The following is a 17,946-nucleotide window of genomic DNA, read 5'->3' as shown; positions in this document are numbered from 1 at the left end:
CGTCACGTTCGGAGCGAGCATGTGGGGTTGGGCATCGTTCAGCCATCGCTTGCCCCTGGTGAATCCCAATGCTGGCTGCGTGTGTGGCGACGGGCTTCCACTAGTCCGATGCGGCGGATGTGAATACGTTGGAGGGCCGCGGAATAGACGAGACTGCGATCGCCGAGGCTCCCGGGGCCGGCACGGTCAAACTCCCACGCCACCATATCATCGCCACCGGCGAAGTCACAGTCGCGATCGTGTTGGTATGCAGTGCTTTTCGAGTTTTCCTCACGCGTCCAAATGGCGCGCTGTTCGCGCAGCACGGTCATAGTAGTCGAATAACGGCGGGATTTGCTGGTGATGTGGCCGCGGAATCCGAGGGTGTGCAACCACCGCCCGATGCCGGACAGTCCTTTGTCCGCGAGATCGCTGATGGTAGTCAGGATGGTCCGCACATGCTCGGACACGTCCAGGTCGGGTATGGCTTCCGTAGATAGTCGGCGTGCGCTGATTCCGAGGTCTGCCAAGGATTTGGTGACATACTTGGCGAGATAGCGCGCCACCAGCCGGCTAGACATGGACCGGCCTGAGCCTGAATTGTGCTCATTTGGCGGTGGATCCACCGATGCGGTTAGCGGTTGGGTGTCGATCTGTGTGCCGAACCGTATCGTCTGCCCACCGCCACCGCCACCGCCATCGGCTATCGGGTCGTTGACGGTGAGTGTGACGGTGCGGGTGGCGTACTGGATGACCCTAGCGAGTTCGACTGCACCGATAGGTGATTCCCACCCGGGGCGGTCAAGATCGTCGTGGGGATCCAGGCGGATCAGTGCGTGGATGTGTGGGATAGCGCGGGCTTGCAGTTCGACGATCTTGATGAAGCTCACTCGCACCATATCCGGGTCAACTCCGGCGGCTTTCAGGCTTTTGCGTAGGGCGCGCCGCAGGGTGATGGTGAAGCGTCGCCACAGTTCGGGCAGGTGCCACGTGAACAGCACATGCCCGGCATAGTCGTAGCACTCCGGACACAGCGGCTGGCCGACCCGCTCGTCGCCATGATCATGGGACATTGTGCACCACAATTGTTTTCCATGCGGACAGCGTCGGTAGCCGCCGACCCGGCGCTGGTCGCGGCACACCTGCGCTGCCTTCTCCCGTGACTTCGTGGCGGTGTGGACGGCCCCGAAGCTCGGTGCGGTGAGAGTGACAAACACTTGCGGATGATCGGCCACCGTGGTGGGCATGCCGTGGTGACCGCCAGCGGCACCGGCGTGCACGAGTTGCCAGGTGTCGCGGGCGTAGAGATCCGAGCAGGAGGGGCAGATGTGGGCGCGGCGGTTGTTGCAGCGTATCCATACCACCCGCTGACGCCCGTACTCATCGGCACCGATCAGCTGGATGGGGTGGGCGCAGAATCCGACGGATTCTGCTCGTCGCCACCAGGATTCGTATCCCATCGAGGCGGCGCGCCGCACCATCTGCTCGACCACCTGGGCGGTGCCAACTGTATCCGGAACACCCGGTAGGACAAGCTGCGCCGATGTCGTGGAGCTATTCACCGCTGCCCTCACTCGCGGTGTGGCCGGTATCGGTGTTGTGTGACTGGTGGGGCTTGTTCGGTCGCCTCGCGGTTCGGCGGAACCGGCTGGCCAGGGCGGTGATGTCGTGGTCGGTGACGTGAAAGGCCCGCACCCGCTGGGCGTGGGCGATGCCGTCAACCATCATGTAGCCCACCCCGGGGGTGGTGTCGGGGATGCGGTCGCATTCTGCCCCGGCATCGCGTGCCCCTTGGCCGAGGACCATGGTGGTTTGGGTGGCTTCGGTCAGCCGCAACCCGATCCGCACCGTGAACAGCTGCCGTACCGGCAGGGTGTCTTTGGCCGGGTCTTGGACCGCGGCGACCACGCTGATGCCGACCGCGCGGCCTTGGGAGAGCAGCAGGCCCAGGAGTTGTTCGATTTCGGTGCGGACCTTGCGGTCGGTCACGTATGCGGTCAGTGCGGCGATCTCATCGATCACCACAACGAACAACGGCTCCGACGTCGTGGGGGTGTGCAGGCGGGTGTGGCCACGCAGACGATTCGCCCGGGCGTGCATCACCATGACGAGCTGGCGTAGCAACTCCAGGGTGGTGTCGGTGGCGTCGTGGGTGAACACGGTGAACAGGGGTGCTCCGGCACCGAGTTCCATGCCGCCTTTGGGGTCGATGACACACAACCGGACCAGCCCGGTCTTCACCGCGGGGGCAATGCCGGCGATCAACGACCACAGCACTGAGCCTTTGCCGGCGCCGGTTGCCCCGGCGATCAGCACGTGGTGACCGAGCAGCGGCACCTGCCACCAATGTCGCGTTTCGGTGATCCCGACCCGCACCGACACCAGATCGGCCCGGGTGGCCGGGGTTGGCATGGGCAGGGCGATCGGTTCAGCTAGCACGTCTGCGCGCATTAACGTGATGCGCAGTTCGCCGGGCGAGATGGCGGTGATGCTGATGCGGCCGGCGCGCCACGCGGCGGCCAGCGCGTCGGACTGTTTATGCCAATCTGCCACGGACTGGCCGGTGACGATCCGCACCACGAGCACATCGGTGGTTTTACCGACCGTCACCGTGCGCAGGGTGGGAGTGAGAGTGCGTCCGCCGAGGGTGGCGGTCAGGCCGTGCAAGGTGCAGGTCGATTCCCAGGTGCGGGTGTAGCGCGACCACGTGAGCCAGCGCCGCCGTACCGGTTCGGTCACCCAGGCGCGAAATGACCCCGGTTGGAGCCTGGCCCAGCCCGCATACCCGGCACTGCACACGATCGCGCAGATCAGGCCCACGCGTGGGCCGTGGCTGATAGCAAGGACGAGGCTGGCGATGATGGGCACGCTGATCGCCGGGAAGAGCACCGCCCACCACAGCACATACCCGGATGCGGTGAACAGCGACATGACCAGTTCTCCGATCCAGTCGTCATCGCCTGATCCACCGTTGGTGGTGTTCTTCTTGTTCGATGTCATGAGAGATGCCCTCCGTGAGCGTGTGGTCAACAGCAATGCCCGGGGTGTCGGGGTGTGGGGTGCGATGATCTGCTCACCGCACCCCACACCCGCTTGGGGGTTGTTACTTCTGCGGGCGTGTCTGCTCACTCGGCGCAGCACCACTGGCGGTGGCGGCGGTGAGGGCATCAGCACGGAACGCCACCCCGCTGCGATCGCCTTGGGCCCACGGGATGGCCACCAGACCAACTACCGAAACAGACTGCGTGACTGTTACTTTGGGGTCTCCTGCCACAGTGACATTGAGCACTTCGCCGCCGGAGTCATCCAGCGCGAGGACCTGGGTGGCGTACATCGGCATCCCGGTGGCGGTGTCGACTTTCGGGGCGCCGGTTTCGAAGTTCAGCCGTGGCTCAGGAGCGCGGGTGACGATAAAACGAGTCCCAGACGTATCGATTCTCAAACGCATTGTCCTACTGGTCCTTTCGTGATCTGTTGACGCCGGTCCGGCGCTGGACTCAGTTCACTTGGACTTCACGGACGTTGCGAGAGACATATGCCGACATTTCCGACACATCCCCGGGCATTTCGGACACGGCCCGGACATACCCACGGACATCACACCGGCACTATCGCCGCCGGGTGGCGGCAGTCGCATGGCAAACTAGACACCACGCGCTGAAGGATGGATACGGACGACACGGGAAGATGTGCGCTGACACGATGGACGAGCAGGACGGCACCGAGGCCGCCATCACTCCCAACGATCGCCTCGTGCAGCGGCTACACGCCAAAGGTCTGTCCTCGCAGCGGTTCGCCACCGCGGTGGGTGTCGATATCAAGTCGGTGCGACGCTGGCTGGCCGATAGCGACTACAGAATTCGCGAACACAACGCCCACAGAGCCAGCGAGGTGCTCGACTGCACCCCGCATGACCTGTGGCCCAACCAGTACCCACCCTCCACCGCGAGCGCAGTGGCAACAGCGTCTGCGGGTGGGCCGTTCACCGCGACCCTGTATGCCAGCCGCACCCAGCTACCCATCACCATGTGGCAGCAGCATTTCGCCGACGCCACCACCGGCATCGACATCCTCGTCTTGGCGGCCACGTTCCTGTTCGACACCCTCGACGGATTCCTCGACACCCTGCTCGCCGCCGCCGCCCGCGGTGTGACGGTGCGGTTTCTCGTCGGGGACCCCGACACCCCCACCACGATCCTGCGCGGCGAGGAGGAAGGGATCGGCGAGGCCGTCATCGCCCGCTGCCGCACGTCCGTGGAACTGCTCGCCCCTCACGCCGGCACCCCGGGGCTGGACATCCGCACCCACGACACCGCGCTCTACACGTCGATCTTTCGGGTCGATGACGCCATGATCGTCAACTTCCACATCTACGGCTCAGCCGGGCGCAACAACCCTGTGCTGGTTCTGTCACGTCACCACGAGCCACGGCTCTGGGTCACCCTTGAAGACGCTTTCACCCAGGTCTGGGACCACGCCAGACCGCTGACCGCGAAAGGCTGACCCCGATGCGCACCGACCACTACAACGACCCCAACGCCCCGGCGCCCAACAGTGTCGTTCCGTCGGCCTCGGCCATCGTCACCGACGAACACGGTCGCATTCTGCTCATCAAACGCCGCGACAACACCCTGTGGGCGCTACCGGGCGGCGGCCACGACATCGGCGAAACTATCGCCGACACCGCCGTGCGGGAAGTCAAAGAGGAAACCGGGCTTGACGTCAAAGTCACGGGTCTGGTCGGTGTCTACACCAATCCCCGCCACGTGGTCGCGTTCACCGATGGCGAAGTCCGCCAGCAATTCTCGCTCCTGTTCACCACCACGGTGCTCGGCGGCACCCTTGCCATCGACCACGAAAGCACGGACATCGCCTGGACTGCACCCGACGGGATCCCTAACCTGGATATGCATCCGTCGATGAGGCTGCGCATCGAGCACTACCTGCAACACCGCGACGGCCCCTACCTCGGCTAACCGGCTGGGTTTATAGCCAGTCGCGAACTCGCCGGACGGCCGCCAACAATTCGTCGCGGCCCGCGTCGACCGCCCGGTGCACCGGGTCCTCGGATCCATAACGCGCCAGCACGTCGCGTAACCGATCGCGCGGTGATATCGGCGCTCCGTCAGGTCCGGTCGTCAGATCGCAAAAAGTCAGCACATCAAGGACATCGCTGGGCGGATCACTGAACGCGGATAAACCTGACAAGCCCCGCTCGGCAGCCTCCGCGTGCGCTCCGGTATGAAAGGCCACCAAGGAGGCGGCCAGCTCCCCGAAGCCGGCCGATCGCACGTACTCCGCTCCATCGAGCGGATGAAACCCGGTCCGGCGCACCGACGATGCGTAACCGATATCGTGCAGCCACGCCGCTGCGACCAGACAGTCCGCTGTCTGGGGATCGAAACGCCGACTCAACCGCTCGGCAGTCGCCGCGACGCCCCGGACATGCGCCAACCGCCGCGGCTGCTCAGCCAGCCGCGTCTCGGTCTCGCGCCGTGCACGCTGCGTCAGAACCCCGCTCACAGCCGCCAGCTTACGAGCCACAGCACCATGACGCAGCCCCCTCGCAGCTTATGACGTAGACCCTGGAGGCCAGGATCTGCGAGGAACGGCGGCTACCTGCAGGCTTCGCTACGCTCGCTCTGCTCCCGTCCGCTGGCGCTCCCGTCCGCGCCGCTCCCTGCGCTTCGCCCTCCGTCCGCCGCCACGCGCACATGCACCCACGACCGACGCCGGAACCAAGTCGCAGGCCACCACAGCTCTGGCATCACGACGAAGCGCAGCTGCCCTCGCTCCTCGCCGCATCGAGACGCCGCGAGCGGCAGGCTGGACCAACAGCCAACCGACCGTCGCCGACCTGCGATGTGAGAACTTTCTTTACTGGTATCAAGATGGCGTCGATGGTCGACGAACACACGAGGACGTCAATGCTGAACATCGTGGAACGCTCGATCACCGCCGAGCTGCTCGTCGCGGAGCTGAAGAAGGTGTTCGCCGGGGACGCTGTGGAACAACGGGCATATCGAATCGTTCAACAACCGACTGCGGAAGGAGTGCCTCAACCGCAACCACTGGAACACCCTGCTCGAGGCCCGGGTCGTGATCGGCGACTTCAAGGAGGAACACAACCACCGACACCGGCACTCATCGCTGGGCTACCGGACGCCGGCCGAGTACGCTGCGGACTGCAGGTGCACCCACACCCCGGTGGCCTGCGAGATCAACTGAATCTGGATCAAACAAACCCGACTCTAATTCCGGGTGGACCTGATATCGGGGACTCGCCCACCCATCCCCCGCCGCCGAGCTGGTCGATCGACTGCACCGGCGCAGGAACAAAGGTGGTTGAATTAGAGACCGACGAACAAAAGAGGCGCCCCACCATGTCAGCGGGGCGCCTGCTTCCTTGAAGGAAGAATGGGCTTATGGACGCGCACGCGCGTCGATGAAGCCCATTTACATCTGTAGCGTACCACGAGTGCCCATCGTCGAGACCTCGAAGCTGGCCGGCTTCATAGACCGCGTCATGGAGATTGCATCGACCCAAGCACCATGGCATCGCCGATTGTGGCGTGGCGGGACGATGGAGTTAGCGCAAGAGTTCCTTCTGGACAGCGCCCGCCCAGGTGCGCGCGAACTCGCCATCGCCGAACGGCGCAAACATTTGATGAGTGCGCTCCGAACTGATCACGGAATCGCAGACTTCGGGAAGTGCATCGAAGCAGTAGCGAAGGAGATCAAACCGGACACAGACGAGACGAGTCACGCCTGGATCGCGCTCCGCCACCATCTTGAAGAGATGAACGCGGCCTACCTCCCAAACTGGGCTCAAGCGCTTGATAATCCGCCGCCCAACCGACCTGTCGACACCGAAGGTGCGGCGCGACGTATCACAGGCCATATTCTCGGTGCAGGCATGCACAAGAACAGCCTCTACAGTTGGCTTCGCGATGTTCAGTCCAAGGACCAAATCGTGACGCCCAGCGATCTGCTCAGGGAGGCAGACCGGCGACTCAAGGCCCCTGAGAAGATTTACACCTTCTGTGTCCCAGTGGACAAGAACCCCCGTTCGACATCACCTCAAGTACTGCCCGTGGATGGCTGACATCAAGTGAAACGGCTGCGTGGAAGCGCGCCCACGCTCCAGACGCGAAATCAGTACGACACCAAGGTTCTTTCCTGGTACAAACTGATATGTAGAGAACTTTGTCAAGGGGCAGGGTGAGGCGCCGCCGGGGAGCTACCCCGACGGCGCCTCGTTGCTTCCTTAGCGAGTCTGTGTGGTGAGCGTGTCGTTGGCGACGCGCGGTCAGACTGATATACGCGGATTGGCTACCGCAGGACGGTGTTTCGGCTGGATCGCATCCGCGTGTCTAGCATCGAGCGTCGCCGCAGAGGGCTGCTCATAGGTGTGTCGCGGGTCGATCCACGCGCTTGCCACCACCGACCTCGTGAGGAAGCAGATTAGGTGGCGGTCAGTCGTCCATGACAGCCAGCGACCAGCACCAGCCGGCCAGTTCACGCGCGACCGCGACATTGGCTGTCACAGGTCGCTTGCGTCGTTCCAGGAAGCTCACCCACCTGCCATGCAGGCGGCGGTTGCCCTCGTCCCCACGAGCGCGGGCCGCCGCAGAAGCCCGATCCCACCGCGACCGCATCACCGCACCCACGTGATATCGCGGCTTGTGATGCCACGCCGCCTCGACCAACAGCCGCCGGACATGAGTGTTGCCGGTCTTGGTGATCGGGCCCTGAACCCGCGAGGAACCCGACGAAAACTCCGAAGGCACCAACCCAACGAAAGAGCCGATAGTGTTGCCGGTGAACCTGTTCCAATCACCAATCTCGACTGCCAACGCAAACCCGGTCAAGGTGTTCACTCCCCGCAGACATGACACCCGCCGCACAATCGCGGTGAATTCCCCATCGGCGGCCATCTCCTCGATCGCTGCGTCCAGCCGCCGCCGCCGGGCCTGCATCGTCAACACGTGGTCATAGTCGGCGTCGAAGGCCATCCGCGTCGCCGGCGCACTGAGCTGCGGCGCGGCGACGGTGCGTAGCCACTGATCATGGGCACCGGTCCACGCCGCCCCGCCGTAGTACACGATGCCGTGGCGCAACAGCAGCTTCGAGAGCCGATGCCGGGCCCTCATCAGATCGCCACGGCAGTCCTCGCGGGCACGCACCAGGTCACGCGCCGCTTCCTGAGCCACGCTCGGGATCGACACCGAGGTGATCTCGTCCAGACGCAACAACCGGCACAGATGCAGGGCGTCGCGGGCATCGGTCTTGACTCGATCACCGGCCGGCTTCTGCAGCTTCGACGGCGCGACGACCTCACAGCGGATCCCCGCGTCGGTCAACGCTCGCTGCAACCCAAACCCGGTCGGACCCGCCTCATAGGCCACCGCCACCGGCCCCGGCAACTCCGATATCCACGACCGAATGTCCTCATAAGAAGGGGTCAACCGGGCCTGGCGCACCTCCCCGGAGTCACTGTCGATTGCCGCCGCCGCCACTGAACGTGCGTGCACGTCCAGGCCAACACTCGTACGCTCTGTAAACACCGGGGCCTCCCACCACTGTCGGATAGACCGGGCAGGCGACTCCTACTCGGTAACCCACGAACATGGGTGCGTGGGGCCCCGGCCCGCAACCCCCAGCTCAACGCCGACGGTCACCCATACCGTCTAGCGCCCATGACGTGAACGCCGCAGCAGAAGCCGCCCGCGATGTCATAGCTCACGTCAGGACAAAGTTTCAGCTCGGCAGCCGCAATTCCGTCGGCATCTGCTCAACGATGTGGTCGATGGAGAAGCACAGCGGGTTCCCTACCCTATCGACCAACCGAATGATCAACCTCACGTCCTTCGAACGTCTGGGCCGACTGCAAGACTTGAAAACTGCGGACTACCTCGCAAATACACTCTCGTTGGTTGAACCGCTCCAGACCGCCGCACCCCACATCGCAGTGATGAGCGGATGGTCAGCCGTAGAATCACTGCTGGTCGGACCGGCGGACACCGATGACATCGTCGCCGCTCGGCGATTCTCACTGATCATCGCCGCCAGCTTGATGAGAGCCGAATTCACCTGGCTGGCAAAGACATACAGCGCGGAGAACGACGATGCCGCCGCTGCAGCAATCGCCGAATGCCCAACCAACCTTGAGCGGGCCAAGTACTTTCAGAAGCTAGCTTCCGCCAGACCGGAACTTGCACTAAACAATGCGACGGACAACCTTGCCCTACAACGTGTTAGACCTGCTCTGCGCAACCCTCGACAGGAGATAACCAACGTCACCGAAATACTCGCCCGAGAGTTCACACGTCTCTACCGGAAGCGCAACATGATTGTTCACGGCGGACAGATCCGCGGCGCAAACCTGCACTCCATTTCCGAGACCATAACGCCCCTGATTGGAGCGGGAATCGATCGAATTGTCCACGCGGAGCTGAATTTCGGCGTTCCGCCGATCCAACTTTCCGCCATCGCAGAAGCCCGAGTTGACTACCTGAGCCCGACCACCACCGACTTCGACGGTGGCCTGCTCGACCTTCTCGAACACGCAGCGCGCTAACCCCCCACGTTCACCACCTCGCCCTGACCCCCGACCACGCCAACACCGCCATAGCGCACCGAGTTTCGACCAGGACGGCACTATGCTCATCGGCGACCGCGGCTAATCGAAGGGGTCTGCTGCACGGATAGGTGACAGTTTGACCTATTCGTGCAGCAGACCCGAACCTCCCTAATCAGGCTCTTCATGATTGACGGTGTAGTTGGGGTCTGAATCCGCCGGCTTCCAGCAGGGATCGGGCGATGTAGTGGGTCAGGTTGCGAAAGCCCAGGGCGATCCGCGGAGGTGTTCGAGACGGCCGTTGATCGCTTCGGTCGGCCCGTTGCTCGTGCCGGGGCGGTCGAAATAGGCCAGCACGTCGGCAGCCCGCTTGGTCAGTGTGCGGCCGAGGGTGATCAGTTCGGTCAGCGGTGTGGGAACGCCGGCGCTCAGCGTGGTGATCAGCGCTGTCATCATGGCGCGGCCTTTCGTGCGGTCGGGTTCGCGGTAGGCAGCCACGGCGCGTTGGTACATGCGCCAGGTGGCTTCGACCTCCACATGAATGTCGCCGGTGAACAAGGCTGCCAGCCGGGCATTCTGGCGGTCGGTGAGCAGATCGGCGCCGGTGTGCAGGGTGCGCCGGCAGGCATAGAGCGGGTCGGACTTACGGCCGCGGTGCCCACACGTGGCCACCTGGATACGGCGGCGGCACTCATCGAGAGCGTTACCGGCCAACCGCACCACGTGGAAAGGATCCATCACCGTGGACGCCGCTGGAAGCTCTTCGGCGGTGGCGGTCTTGAACCCGGAGAAGCCATCCATGGCAACAACTTCCACCCCGTCACGCCAGTCCTGCGGGCGCTGGGCCAGCCAGTCGGCAAATGCTCTCTTGGAGCGGCCTTCGATCATGTCGAGCAGCCGGGCTGGTCCGGTCTGGTCATGGACCGGGGTGAGGTCGATGATGACGGTCACGTACTTGTCGCCGCGGCGGGTGTGCCGCCACACGTGCTCGTCGACGCCGAGCACGCGCACGCTGTCGAAGCGGGCCGGATCGGAGATCAGCACTCGCTGACCTTCGGCGAGGACGGCGTTGTTGGCGGTGTTCCACGACACCGCGAGGGCTTCGGCGACGCGGGCGATGGTCAGGTGTTGGCAGACAATCGCTTTCAACGCCCACTGCAGCGCACCACGGGACAGCTTGGCCCGCGGTGCGGCGGCGTTGCTGAGGTCTTGACGCCACACATGGGCACAGCTGGCGCAGCGGTAGCGGCGGAGGGTGATCAGCAAGGTGGTGGGCCGCCACCCGAATGGTTCGTGTGCCAGTTCGCGGGTCACGCTGTCGCGGCTGATACCTTGCTCGCCGCAGCGGCGGCACCACGAGTCGTCGTCGGTGACCCGGCATGCCAGCACCGCACGGTCTGGGGCGAGTTGTTGGCCGGTCACCTCCAACCCGAGGTCGTCGAGGCGGCAGAAACTGGTCAGGTCAGCACAGGCGAAGCCCGCCCAACCGGTAGCGTTGGGCAAGTCGAGGTCTTTCGGATGAGGCGTGTAGGAACCTTCATCTTCGAGAGACCTCGACCCTCATCCCGGTAACGACGCGCCAACCAGCACTACACCCTCAACTGCGAAGAGCCCCTAATCAACCGGAGTGACACGGCGAAGGACGTCAGCAGCGACCCAAGAGTGCAGAGCCCAATATGCGAAACGCTCGATGTGCGACGTATTGCTGCGTTCAAGCCTGTTCTGTAGAACCGCGAAGAGGCCATTGCGTAGCTCTGCTTCTTCGCTAGCTACCAAATCTAAAAGCTCGATGAACGACAACAACTGGTATGGCAGGAGGTCGAGCTTTCGCTCACTCAGTCCTGCATCCGATATGATTTCCCGTGCGAAATCGCATACGCGCTTTTTCGCCTGCCCGGTAAACCATCTATCGTACGAGTGCCTTACCCCTATAAAGGCGTCGCGGAAAGTCACGCCGAGTGCATCGGCCTGACGCCTAACAACCGGAAACATACGAGTCGCGGCGAGCACACAGAAAAATTCAAATGTCTCTGGACAAGCTTCCATTGGGACGGTGGAAGCAAAAAAACGATCGTAAACTTTTAGTTCTGTGGTCTGGTCTAAGTCAAAAACTTGGATGCACTCTCGCATAATGAACGCGACACCGTGACGAGCAAGAATGAGCGACATATCAAACATCCGGTCTGGGTAGTCATCCAACACCCAAAGCACAGCTAAGCGCGCGGCGACACTGCCGTGAGCGGCGAATTCGCTCTGCGCGAGGAATGCATTGGCCGCCTTGATCAATCTCACATCACCCGAACAATAAGCACAGTCTGCCGCCAGTGTAATCGCCGCAGCCGAGTCCTGATATTTTGGAACGAGAATCTCAAAGGACCGAGCGTACGCCCCTACTCTAATTAGATGTCTTGCGTCTTTAAGAAGCTGGGCAGTCACACGCTTTCCGCGGCTAGACCGAACGGCCGGCACCAGATCGGGATTCACGACTGCCGGATCAGGGAACATCGCCTCAAGAGCTTCTCGCTCAAGCGTAAAATTGTAAATGCATGTTCTCGACATACACAAGATAGAGCGGTCATTGAGCTGCAAACTCATCACAGGTTGGGGAAGCTGAACGGTGGCGCACCTTCTAAAGTTATTCCACCAGATCGTGAGACTGCTTTCATTCGACCGAAATGAGATGGCTAGCCAACCAAGCTCCTCATCAAGGGAAAAAGTGAAGTCATCAATCTTTCCTACGGCGAAATCGCCGAGAAGCTCAAGCTTCGCCTCCGAGTCTAGCTTCAAACTGTGAATGACAACGATGCCGGTCGAAGTATGCGATGCCAAATAGCATACTTCCGCTCCCGACGCAGCGTTAATTCCGGAAACAGATCCGGGTAATGCATCCACGAACCCTAAGTTCTCCAGCATTTCCTCGGCCGCCGTCAGCCGAAGTTGCATTATTCGCCCATTGTTAGTTCCGGCCAGAATGAGGTAGCCCGCTTGCGTCTCGATAACTTCGATACTCTTTATCTTCGCCGAGTGGGTGGCGATCGTCTTCTTAGTTCCATTCGTGATATTAATTAAATTGAAGAACCGTCCCTGCGCGGCGATAATGTAAGGCGAGTCGTCTAATATAACCAGAGAGGCCCTTTGCAATAGTCCAGATTGTTTGAATGGACCTCCTATCTGCGATGCGTTAAGTGAAGGTACTACGATACGCCAAGAAGTCACTGTCGCTGGCGCCTTGCCAAGTTTAGTAGATATTACCAAATAGATTGAGTCACTCGAACCAACTGCTAATAGTTCCTTCAACGTACCCGAGAGCTCAGTAGGCCAGTAGCCAATAACCTTTCCCAAATCCCATAGCCGTATGCATCGGTCTTCCGAATAAGACACCTGCAATTGAACTCCGTTTACGGCCACTTGCGCCCATTCGAGCGTGACACCGATCGACCGGCGCGACGCGTCATCCACCAACTGTCTCGGCTCCCAGATCCGCACGATCCCATCTTCGCCGCCCGATGCCAATCGCTGTTGGTCCTCGAAACAAGGAGAAAGAAGAGCCAGCACCTTGCCGTCGTGACCTATCAGTTCATCAACAATCTCACCATTCATACCGCAGATCCTGATGCTACTTCTCTGATCAGCGATTGCAATCAGAAGATCCGACGGTTCCCTTATAATTGCCAGCGCGCTCACAGGCGGGTCCTCGATCGTGACTACTGGACGTTCGGACGTTTCGCTATGAGTCCTCATCCACATAGAGATCCGGCCACTATCAGTTGCCGTCAACACGCAGGGGCGGCCGTTCACCGAATTGATACGAACTAGCGTCTTTCGAGCATCAGAGTGGCCGTGAATCTTTTCAAATACATCGGTGGACAGATTTTTGAGCACTGTCGACTTCCGAAATGCATACGCTGCAACAACTGAGTTACCGACGGCCCCTAGGTCGCACGTCATAAGCTCGGAACGGTCCTCATGGAAGACGCTGCCGCGTGCGTCGAGCCCGACGGTACCTACGCCGGTTGCCGCCACGAAGAGAAGTCCACCGCCATAGCTGCTGAAACAAAGCGAAGTCACCGCCCCAGCCAGTGAAACTTCTGGCAACACTCGCTGACCAGTGCTGGACCAGGCCATCACATCGCCCGACTCGGTCCCTCCAGCAATTACACTCTGCCCCCGAAGTCGCCGATGGCTACAGCGGCGATCGGGCTACCGCTCACTGACAACGGTTCCAGAATGGCGGACCCATTCGAATTCCACAGTCTTATACTTCCGTCCTCACAGCCAGCAGCAAGAACTTGCTGGTGCCCTAACAATCCGGAAGCTAATGCGCGGACTGCGCCTCCACGCGCCTGGAGTCGACTATGCTGCACCGCTAAATCGGTTGCCCATTGCACGGAGAGTGGCACATCATGAGCATTTCTAACAACTAGGATGAGGTCATGCCAGCGGTGGATGCAGCCGACTAGGTATAGCAACAATAGACGTTGCTCGGCGTCTAGTCGATCAAGTTGTTCAGTTTCCTCAGCGAGGTACTTAACAAACGCCGGCAATACCTCGGCGCCATATCCTGCAATTGCGGATTCGACCTGCTCAAAAGCTATGTAAGGAAGCATCTTTCCATCGAGTAAGTGCGATGTTAACTTCTCGACAGCAGCCGCATAAAGCAATATTGTGCGTCTAATATAGTCGTCGGCATTCTCCCAACCGCCCGACGCCTCTACCTGCTGATGGAGGTAGCCTAGAATTTTTGCGGCATCCGATCGAGGATGCCCAAGTGAAAGCTGCTCAATGAGTGCTTTATGGTATAACCGTGTCGCGACATCACCGCCAGCAGACGTGGTCTCTATTAGGAAATCGGCTGCGGGTGTCTTTTTGAACTGCTCAATATCTGAGCGGGTTACCGAATATCCTAAGGCCTGACAAAAGCCGATCCAAGTGTCGAGATCGATTCCTTCGCCATACGCGAACCGCAGTGAGAATAGCATGCTCGAAACGACAGTTCTGGTATCTGGCGAGAGGGTATCGAGAAATTTTTCTAACGCCTCGCCAATGTTGCCCGGGAGGTCGGACATCTCGAAATTCGGAGCCAATGGATCTAAAATTGATTCTCGACACGAGAGCGTGCTTGCTGCTATTGCAGCCACCAGGAAATTGTTTTCGGCCTTCAGTGCAATTGTTTCGGCAAGTACCCGCGCTACTTTTGGCGCCGCGCGGTATGCGGCCCAGGCGCACCCATCAGGACCTGGATTAGCTACGCCGACCTGCAGAAGAATAGATTCGGCGAAGTTGGCGATCGCCGAAGGATCTCGATAGCGTTCGCTGTCCAAGTCGATCAGCGATTGAGAATCGTGACTGTAAATGTCCAGCGAAGACATCAATCCGCCGACCGCGAACCAGTCTGCCGCCGCAAGTGGACGCGTGGCAACTCCGACTCTGATATCAGGATAGCGTGCCAGTTCAGTAAGCAAATTGGCGAGCGCGTATGTCTCGGAAGTTGAAATGCATTCGTCTAGTGCATCGACCAAGATAATCAAGGGTCGCTTTGTATTTGCTGATAGGAATTCGTGAAGATCGGCAACGGACACGATAGGGCCCGCGTTCAGAACGCCGACAAGCGACCTAAGAAAATCCTGCGAAGATGAGCCTCGCGCGTGATAGGCGAATCCGTCATATCGGATTTCCTCCTGGCAAATTATTGCCATGCGCCCCAGAAGCGCGGACTTCCCTGCGCCGGGTTGTCCAGTTATAACGACTGGACGGTTAAGTCCGCGCTTCAGCAGCTTTGTCGCCACTGAGATGGCCGATAAACGACCCCTGAAAAAGTCCCCGTTCGCTATACCTCCGCGGAGTCCATGCGAGCGGCGGTGAAAGTGATCCGTCGCGCTCTGTCCCATATAAGTCCAATTAGGAGGCAAATTCGTGTCACAGGCGGATGAGTTATCGTCTTCGTCACCATCTGATCGATTTCGCAATGCCACGGTCGCGCTACTTCCTCGGGCGCGTCCCCCTGTGCGACTAACCACCAATTTGTACAGCACCTCAGCCGCCGCACGAGCGGCGAATGACTTATATCGGTCATCCTTTCTAGGGTCGGCATGATCCATCACACCCTTCACCACTAGCCAATTAGGAACAGCAAGGCGATAGGCTATCTGCGCGATCGACGCTGCCTCCATTTCCAAACCAAGAACAGAGCGGACGCCCCAGCGTTCCAATTGCTTCCATGTCAATCCGTCTTTGACGACCACGTTGCCAGACGCAATTGGGCCGACACTGATAGAAAAGGGCAGTTTATCGGGACCGTCGAGGTCGTTTGCCACTATCTCTTCTATAAAGAGGCGGCCACTGTCCGTGAGATCTAAAGCCGCTCCGTGGACCTGCACATGCCCAGCCTCACGGAGGATATCGAGATGACGTGGCCAGCTCCGGTTGGGAAGGTAACGTTCCCTTGCAGGATGCTTCCTGGGGTCGTCACCGGCGCTGAGCCGCTCTAGCACCCAGATTTGAGTATCCCTATCAGTAGCCGATCCGTAACTGGGTAGGTCGCCAACGGATAGTTCCTGCGCCGCTCGCACCCAGCTGTTGGTGAGCGGGATTTGACGGTGGTCGCCTAGAAATTCATCGGAAACGCGCTTCCCCTCGTCGTAGGCATACGTCATCTCTGCCACGATGACGTCTCCTAGCGCAACATCTCCAGGATTACCGGCGCACACTCCCGACATCGCGAGACATGCAGGACTGAGTCGTTCTGACAAGCTTGCAGCGACCGGTCCTGTTGCATTTGCGCCCATCCGTGTAGGCCTAGCGACAGCGATTTCAAGCGATCGTCCGTTCACCCTCTCGAAGGTTCCGCGAACGTATGGCACGGGCGCGTCGTCATCGACCGGAAGCCATTCCGACACGCCGCGGTTTGGGCCGTAACCCCGAGCTCCCGCTCTGAGTGCCGCGTCGTATTCCTCCGCAAGCGCAGTGACTATCAAAAGATCTGTCTCGACCAAAGTGGCTCCCAACGGCGCAGAGGGTGAACGGTAAATCTAGCTTCATTTCACTCGCCTTGGCGGTGTGTGAAGCTTTCCACGCATGGGTGTCTGCGCTCGGGTCTGCCGCACGAATAGGTGACAGTTTTGCGCCCGCAGCGCCCACAAGAAGCCGGCACGCGCGCGGACGATTATCGTCCCCTGCGCGGCTTCCATTCCCACCGGTCAACTTGGCGAGTCGCGTTTTGCGCGTCGCGCTCAGTTGGCCTTTGGCGAAGCTCTGACGCTGCCGGTCAGGGTCTTGCCGGTGCCACAGGCCATGATCAGCTGGCCACGATCGGAGGTGGTGAACCCCTTGACCACATCACGGATGGCGTCCTTCTGATGCAGTCGCGGCTTCGCAGGCACGCGCGGCTTCGCCGGCCGCAGTTGCGATGCGGTCCTCGGCCAGTCGACCACGGCGGGGCGCAGTCGTTGAGGCGGAAGAAGGTGCTGCGTTTCTCCTGCTGCTGGATGGTGCGCTCGCCGGTGCGGTCGATCAGATCAGTGGTGGCGATGAGCATCCGGAAGGCGAACACCTTGCGGCCGGACTCCGACAGGAACTTGTCGACGTCCCTCTTCGACACCCGGTACTTGGGGTCGTACGCCTTGGCCTGGATCGCCCACAAATCGCCGTTGCGGTCCTCTGCCACCAGATCGATGCCAGCGTCACCACCCCACCGACCCGGCCAGTCCGTCCACCGCCACACCCGCGTCAACTCACGCGAATAGACCGGATCGTTCTCGAAAAACCATTTGCACACGTGCTCAAACTGCCTCGCACAGACCTGCGGGTCAGCATCCAGGCTGCCGAGCAACGTGTCGAAGTCCCCCATGAACACGGAATCTTAGAGCGGGGCTCCGACAGGATTGAGCTTGTGGAATTCGCGCGTGCAACGCAGGCCGTGGCGTTGGGTCGTCGGCGGTGGTCCATAGACTCAGCGGCGTCACCAACTACATCTACGTCGACGAGAGCAAGCAACGACTATCTGCTTGTCGCCAGCGTCCACGTCGACTCCGACCTCGCCGAAATACGCGCCGTCGTGCGCGACCTATTGCTGCCCGGCCAGCGATACCTCCACATGAAAAAACGAGAAGGCCGGCCGCAAACGCACCATCGCGCAGGCCCTCGTCACCGCTGGAGTAATGGCAACGATCTACCGGGCCGGGTCTCCGGGGCTGCGGACCGAAAGAACCGTCGCGCAGCATGCCTTCGCGCCCTAATTGTCGACCATGCCGCCGCACCGGCAACGCACATCGTGTTCGACCAGGACGACACCCTGCTCAGCTTCGACAACCAACGACTCATCGAATACACCCGTGCCACCGGCTGCCGCGAACGACTGCGCTACGAACACAAGCACACCAACGCCGGCA

General features: G+C 60.9%; 14 protein-coding genes and 1 pseudogene. 5 read left to right on the top strand and 10 right to left on the bottom strand.

The annotated features are described in order from the left end of the window. Window positions 1–38: 38 nt before the first annotated feature. The 3 genes from BVC93_RS23620 to BVC93_RS23605 form a co-directional block, all read right to left on the bottom strand. Window positions 39–1,541: a replication initiator gene (locus BVC93_RS23620; RefSeq protein WP_157517048.1), complete on the bottom strand. Its 1,503-nt coding sequence runs from the start codon at window positions 1,539–1,541 to the stop codon at window positions 39–41. Continuing rightward, complete coding sequence (locus BVC93_RS23615; RefSeq protein ID WP_083739573.1) at window positions 1,534–2,979, bottom strand: FtsK/SpoIIIE domain-containing protein; 1,446 nt, start codon at window positions 2,977–2,979, stop codon at window positions 1,534–1,536. The genes BVC93_RS23620 and BVC93_RS23615 overlap by 8 nt, the downstream gene beginning before the upstream one ends. Before the next feature lie 103 nt (window positions 2,980–3,082). Further along, window positions 3,083–3,427, bottom strand: coding sequence for an SCO3933 family regulatory protein (locus BVC93_RS23605; RefSeq protein WP_083739572.1), 345 nt, complete (start codon window positions 3,425–3,427; stop codon window positions 3,083–3,085). A 254-nt stretch (window positions 3,428–3,681) separates the two neighbouring features. Here BVC93_RS23605 and BVC93_RS23600 point away from each other — a divergent pair, with 254 nt between their 5' ends. Together BVC93_RS23600 and BVC93_RS23595 are read left to right on the top strand one after the other, a co-directional pair. Next, window positions 3,682–4,482 carry a hypothetical protein gene (locus BVC93_RS23600; protein WP_083739571.1) on the top strand — a complete coding sequence of 267 codons (801 nt, stop codon included), beginning with the start codon at window positions 3,682–3,684 and terminating at the stop codon, window positions 4,480–4,482. A gap of 5 nt (window positions 4,483–4,487) precedes the next feature. Continuing rightward, a complete protein-coding gene (locus BVC93_RS23595; RefSeq protein WP_083739570.1) occupies window positions 4,488–4,955 on the top strand; it encodes an NUDIX hydrolase in 468 nt (155 codons plus the stop codon). 10 nt (window positions 4,956–4,965) lie between these two features. Here BVC93_RS23595 and BVC93_RS23590 read toward each other — a convergent pair whose 3' ends face one another. Then, a complete protein-coding gene (locus tag BVC93_RS23590) occupies window positions 4,966–5,502 on the bottom strand; it encodes an HD domain-containing protein (protein ID WP_083739569.1) in 537 nt (178 codons plus the stop codon). Between the two features lie 480 nt (window positions 5,503–5,982). Here BVC93_RS23590 and BVC93_RS23585 point away from each other — a divergent pair, with 480 nt between their 5' ends. Then, window positions 5,983–6,207 carry an integrase core domain-containing protein gene (locus tag BVC93_RS23585; protein WP_083739568.1) on the top strand — a complete coding sequence of 75 codons (225 nt, stop codon included), beginning with the start codon at window positions 5,983–5,985 and terminating at the stop codon, window positions 6,205–6,207. 250 nt (window positions 6,208–6,457) lie between these two features. Further along, on the top strand, window positions 6,458–7,084 hold the full coding sequence (locus BVC93_RS23575) for a hypothetical protein (RefSeq protein WP_236950097.1): 627 nt from the start codon (window positions 6,458–6,460) through the stop codon (window positions 7,082–7,084). Window positions 7,085–7,454: 370 nt separating this feature from the next. Here the strand turns inward: BVC93_RS23575 and BVC93_RS23570 are convergent, their stop codons facing one another. Beyond that, window positions 7,455–8,546, bottom strand: a complete 1,092-nt coding sequence (locus tag BVC93_RS23570) for an IS110 family transposase (RefSeq protein WP_083737369.1) — start codon at window positions 8,544–8,546, stop codon at window positions 7,455–7,457. 137 nt (window positions 8,547–8,683) lie between these two features. Here BVC93_RS23570 and BVC93_RS23565 point away from each other — a divergent pair, with 137 nt between their 5' ends. Next, window positions 8,684–9,559 carry a hypothetical protein gene (locus tag BVC93_RS23565; RefSeq protein WP_236950096.1) on the top strand — a complete coding sequence of 292 codons (876 nt, stop codon included), beginning with the start codon at window positions 8,684–8,686 and terminating at the stop codon, window positions 9,557–9,559. 184 nt (window positions 9,560–9,743) lie between these two features. Here the strand turns inward: BVC93_RS23565 and BVC93_RS23560 are convergent. The 5 genes and pseudogenes from BVC93_RS23560 to BVC93_RS23545 all read right to left on the bottom strand — a co-directional run bounded on the left by BVC93_RS23560 (window position 9,744) and on the right by BVC93_RS23545 (window position 17,405). Further along, window positions 9,744–11,062, bottom strand: a pseudogene (locus tag BVC93_RS23560) (ISL3 family transposase). 111 nt (window positions 11,063–11,173) lie between these two features. Then, window positions 11,174–13,684, bottom strand: a complete 2,511-nt coding sequence (locus tag BVC93_RS33240) for a WD40 repeat domain-containing protein (RefSeq protein WP_157517047.1) — start codon at window positions 13,682–13,684, stop codon at window positions 11,174–11,176. A gap of 29 nt (window positions 13,685–13,713) precedes the next feature. Next, window positions 13,714–16,221: a hypothetical protein gene (locus BVC93_RS33235; RefSeq protein WP_157517046.1), complete on the bottom strand. Its 2,508-nt coding sequence runs from the start codon at window positions 16,219–16,221 to the stop codon at window positions 13,714–13,716. A gap of 567 nt (window positions 16,222–16,788) precedes the next feature. Continuing rightward, entirely contained in the window at window positions 16,789–16,893 is a 105-nt protein-coding gene (locus tag BVC93_RS34150) for a hypothetical protein (protein ID WP_236950094.1), read from the bottom strand. Beyond that, on the bottom strand, window positions 16,854–17,405 hold the full coding sequence (locus BVC93_RS23545) for a restriction endonuclease (RefSeq protein ID WP_236950093.1): 552 nt from the start codon (window positions 17,403–17,405) through the stop codon (window positions 16,854–16,856). Before BVC93_RS23545 ends, BVC93_RS34150 begins: the two co-directional genes overlap by 40 nt. Window positions 17,406–17,946 lie beyond the last annotated feature (541 nt).

Origin of the sequence: Mycobacterium sp. MS1601, assembly GCF_001984215.1 — a bacterium.
Classification (GTDB): Bacteria; Actinomycetota; Actinomycetes; order Mycobacteriales; family Mycobacteriaceae; genus Mycobacterium.
This window is presented reverse-complemented; position numbering and strand designations above follow the sequence as displayed.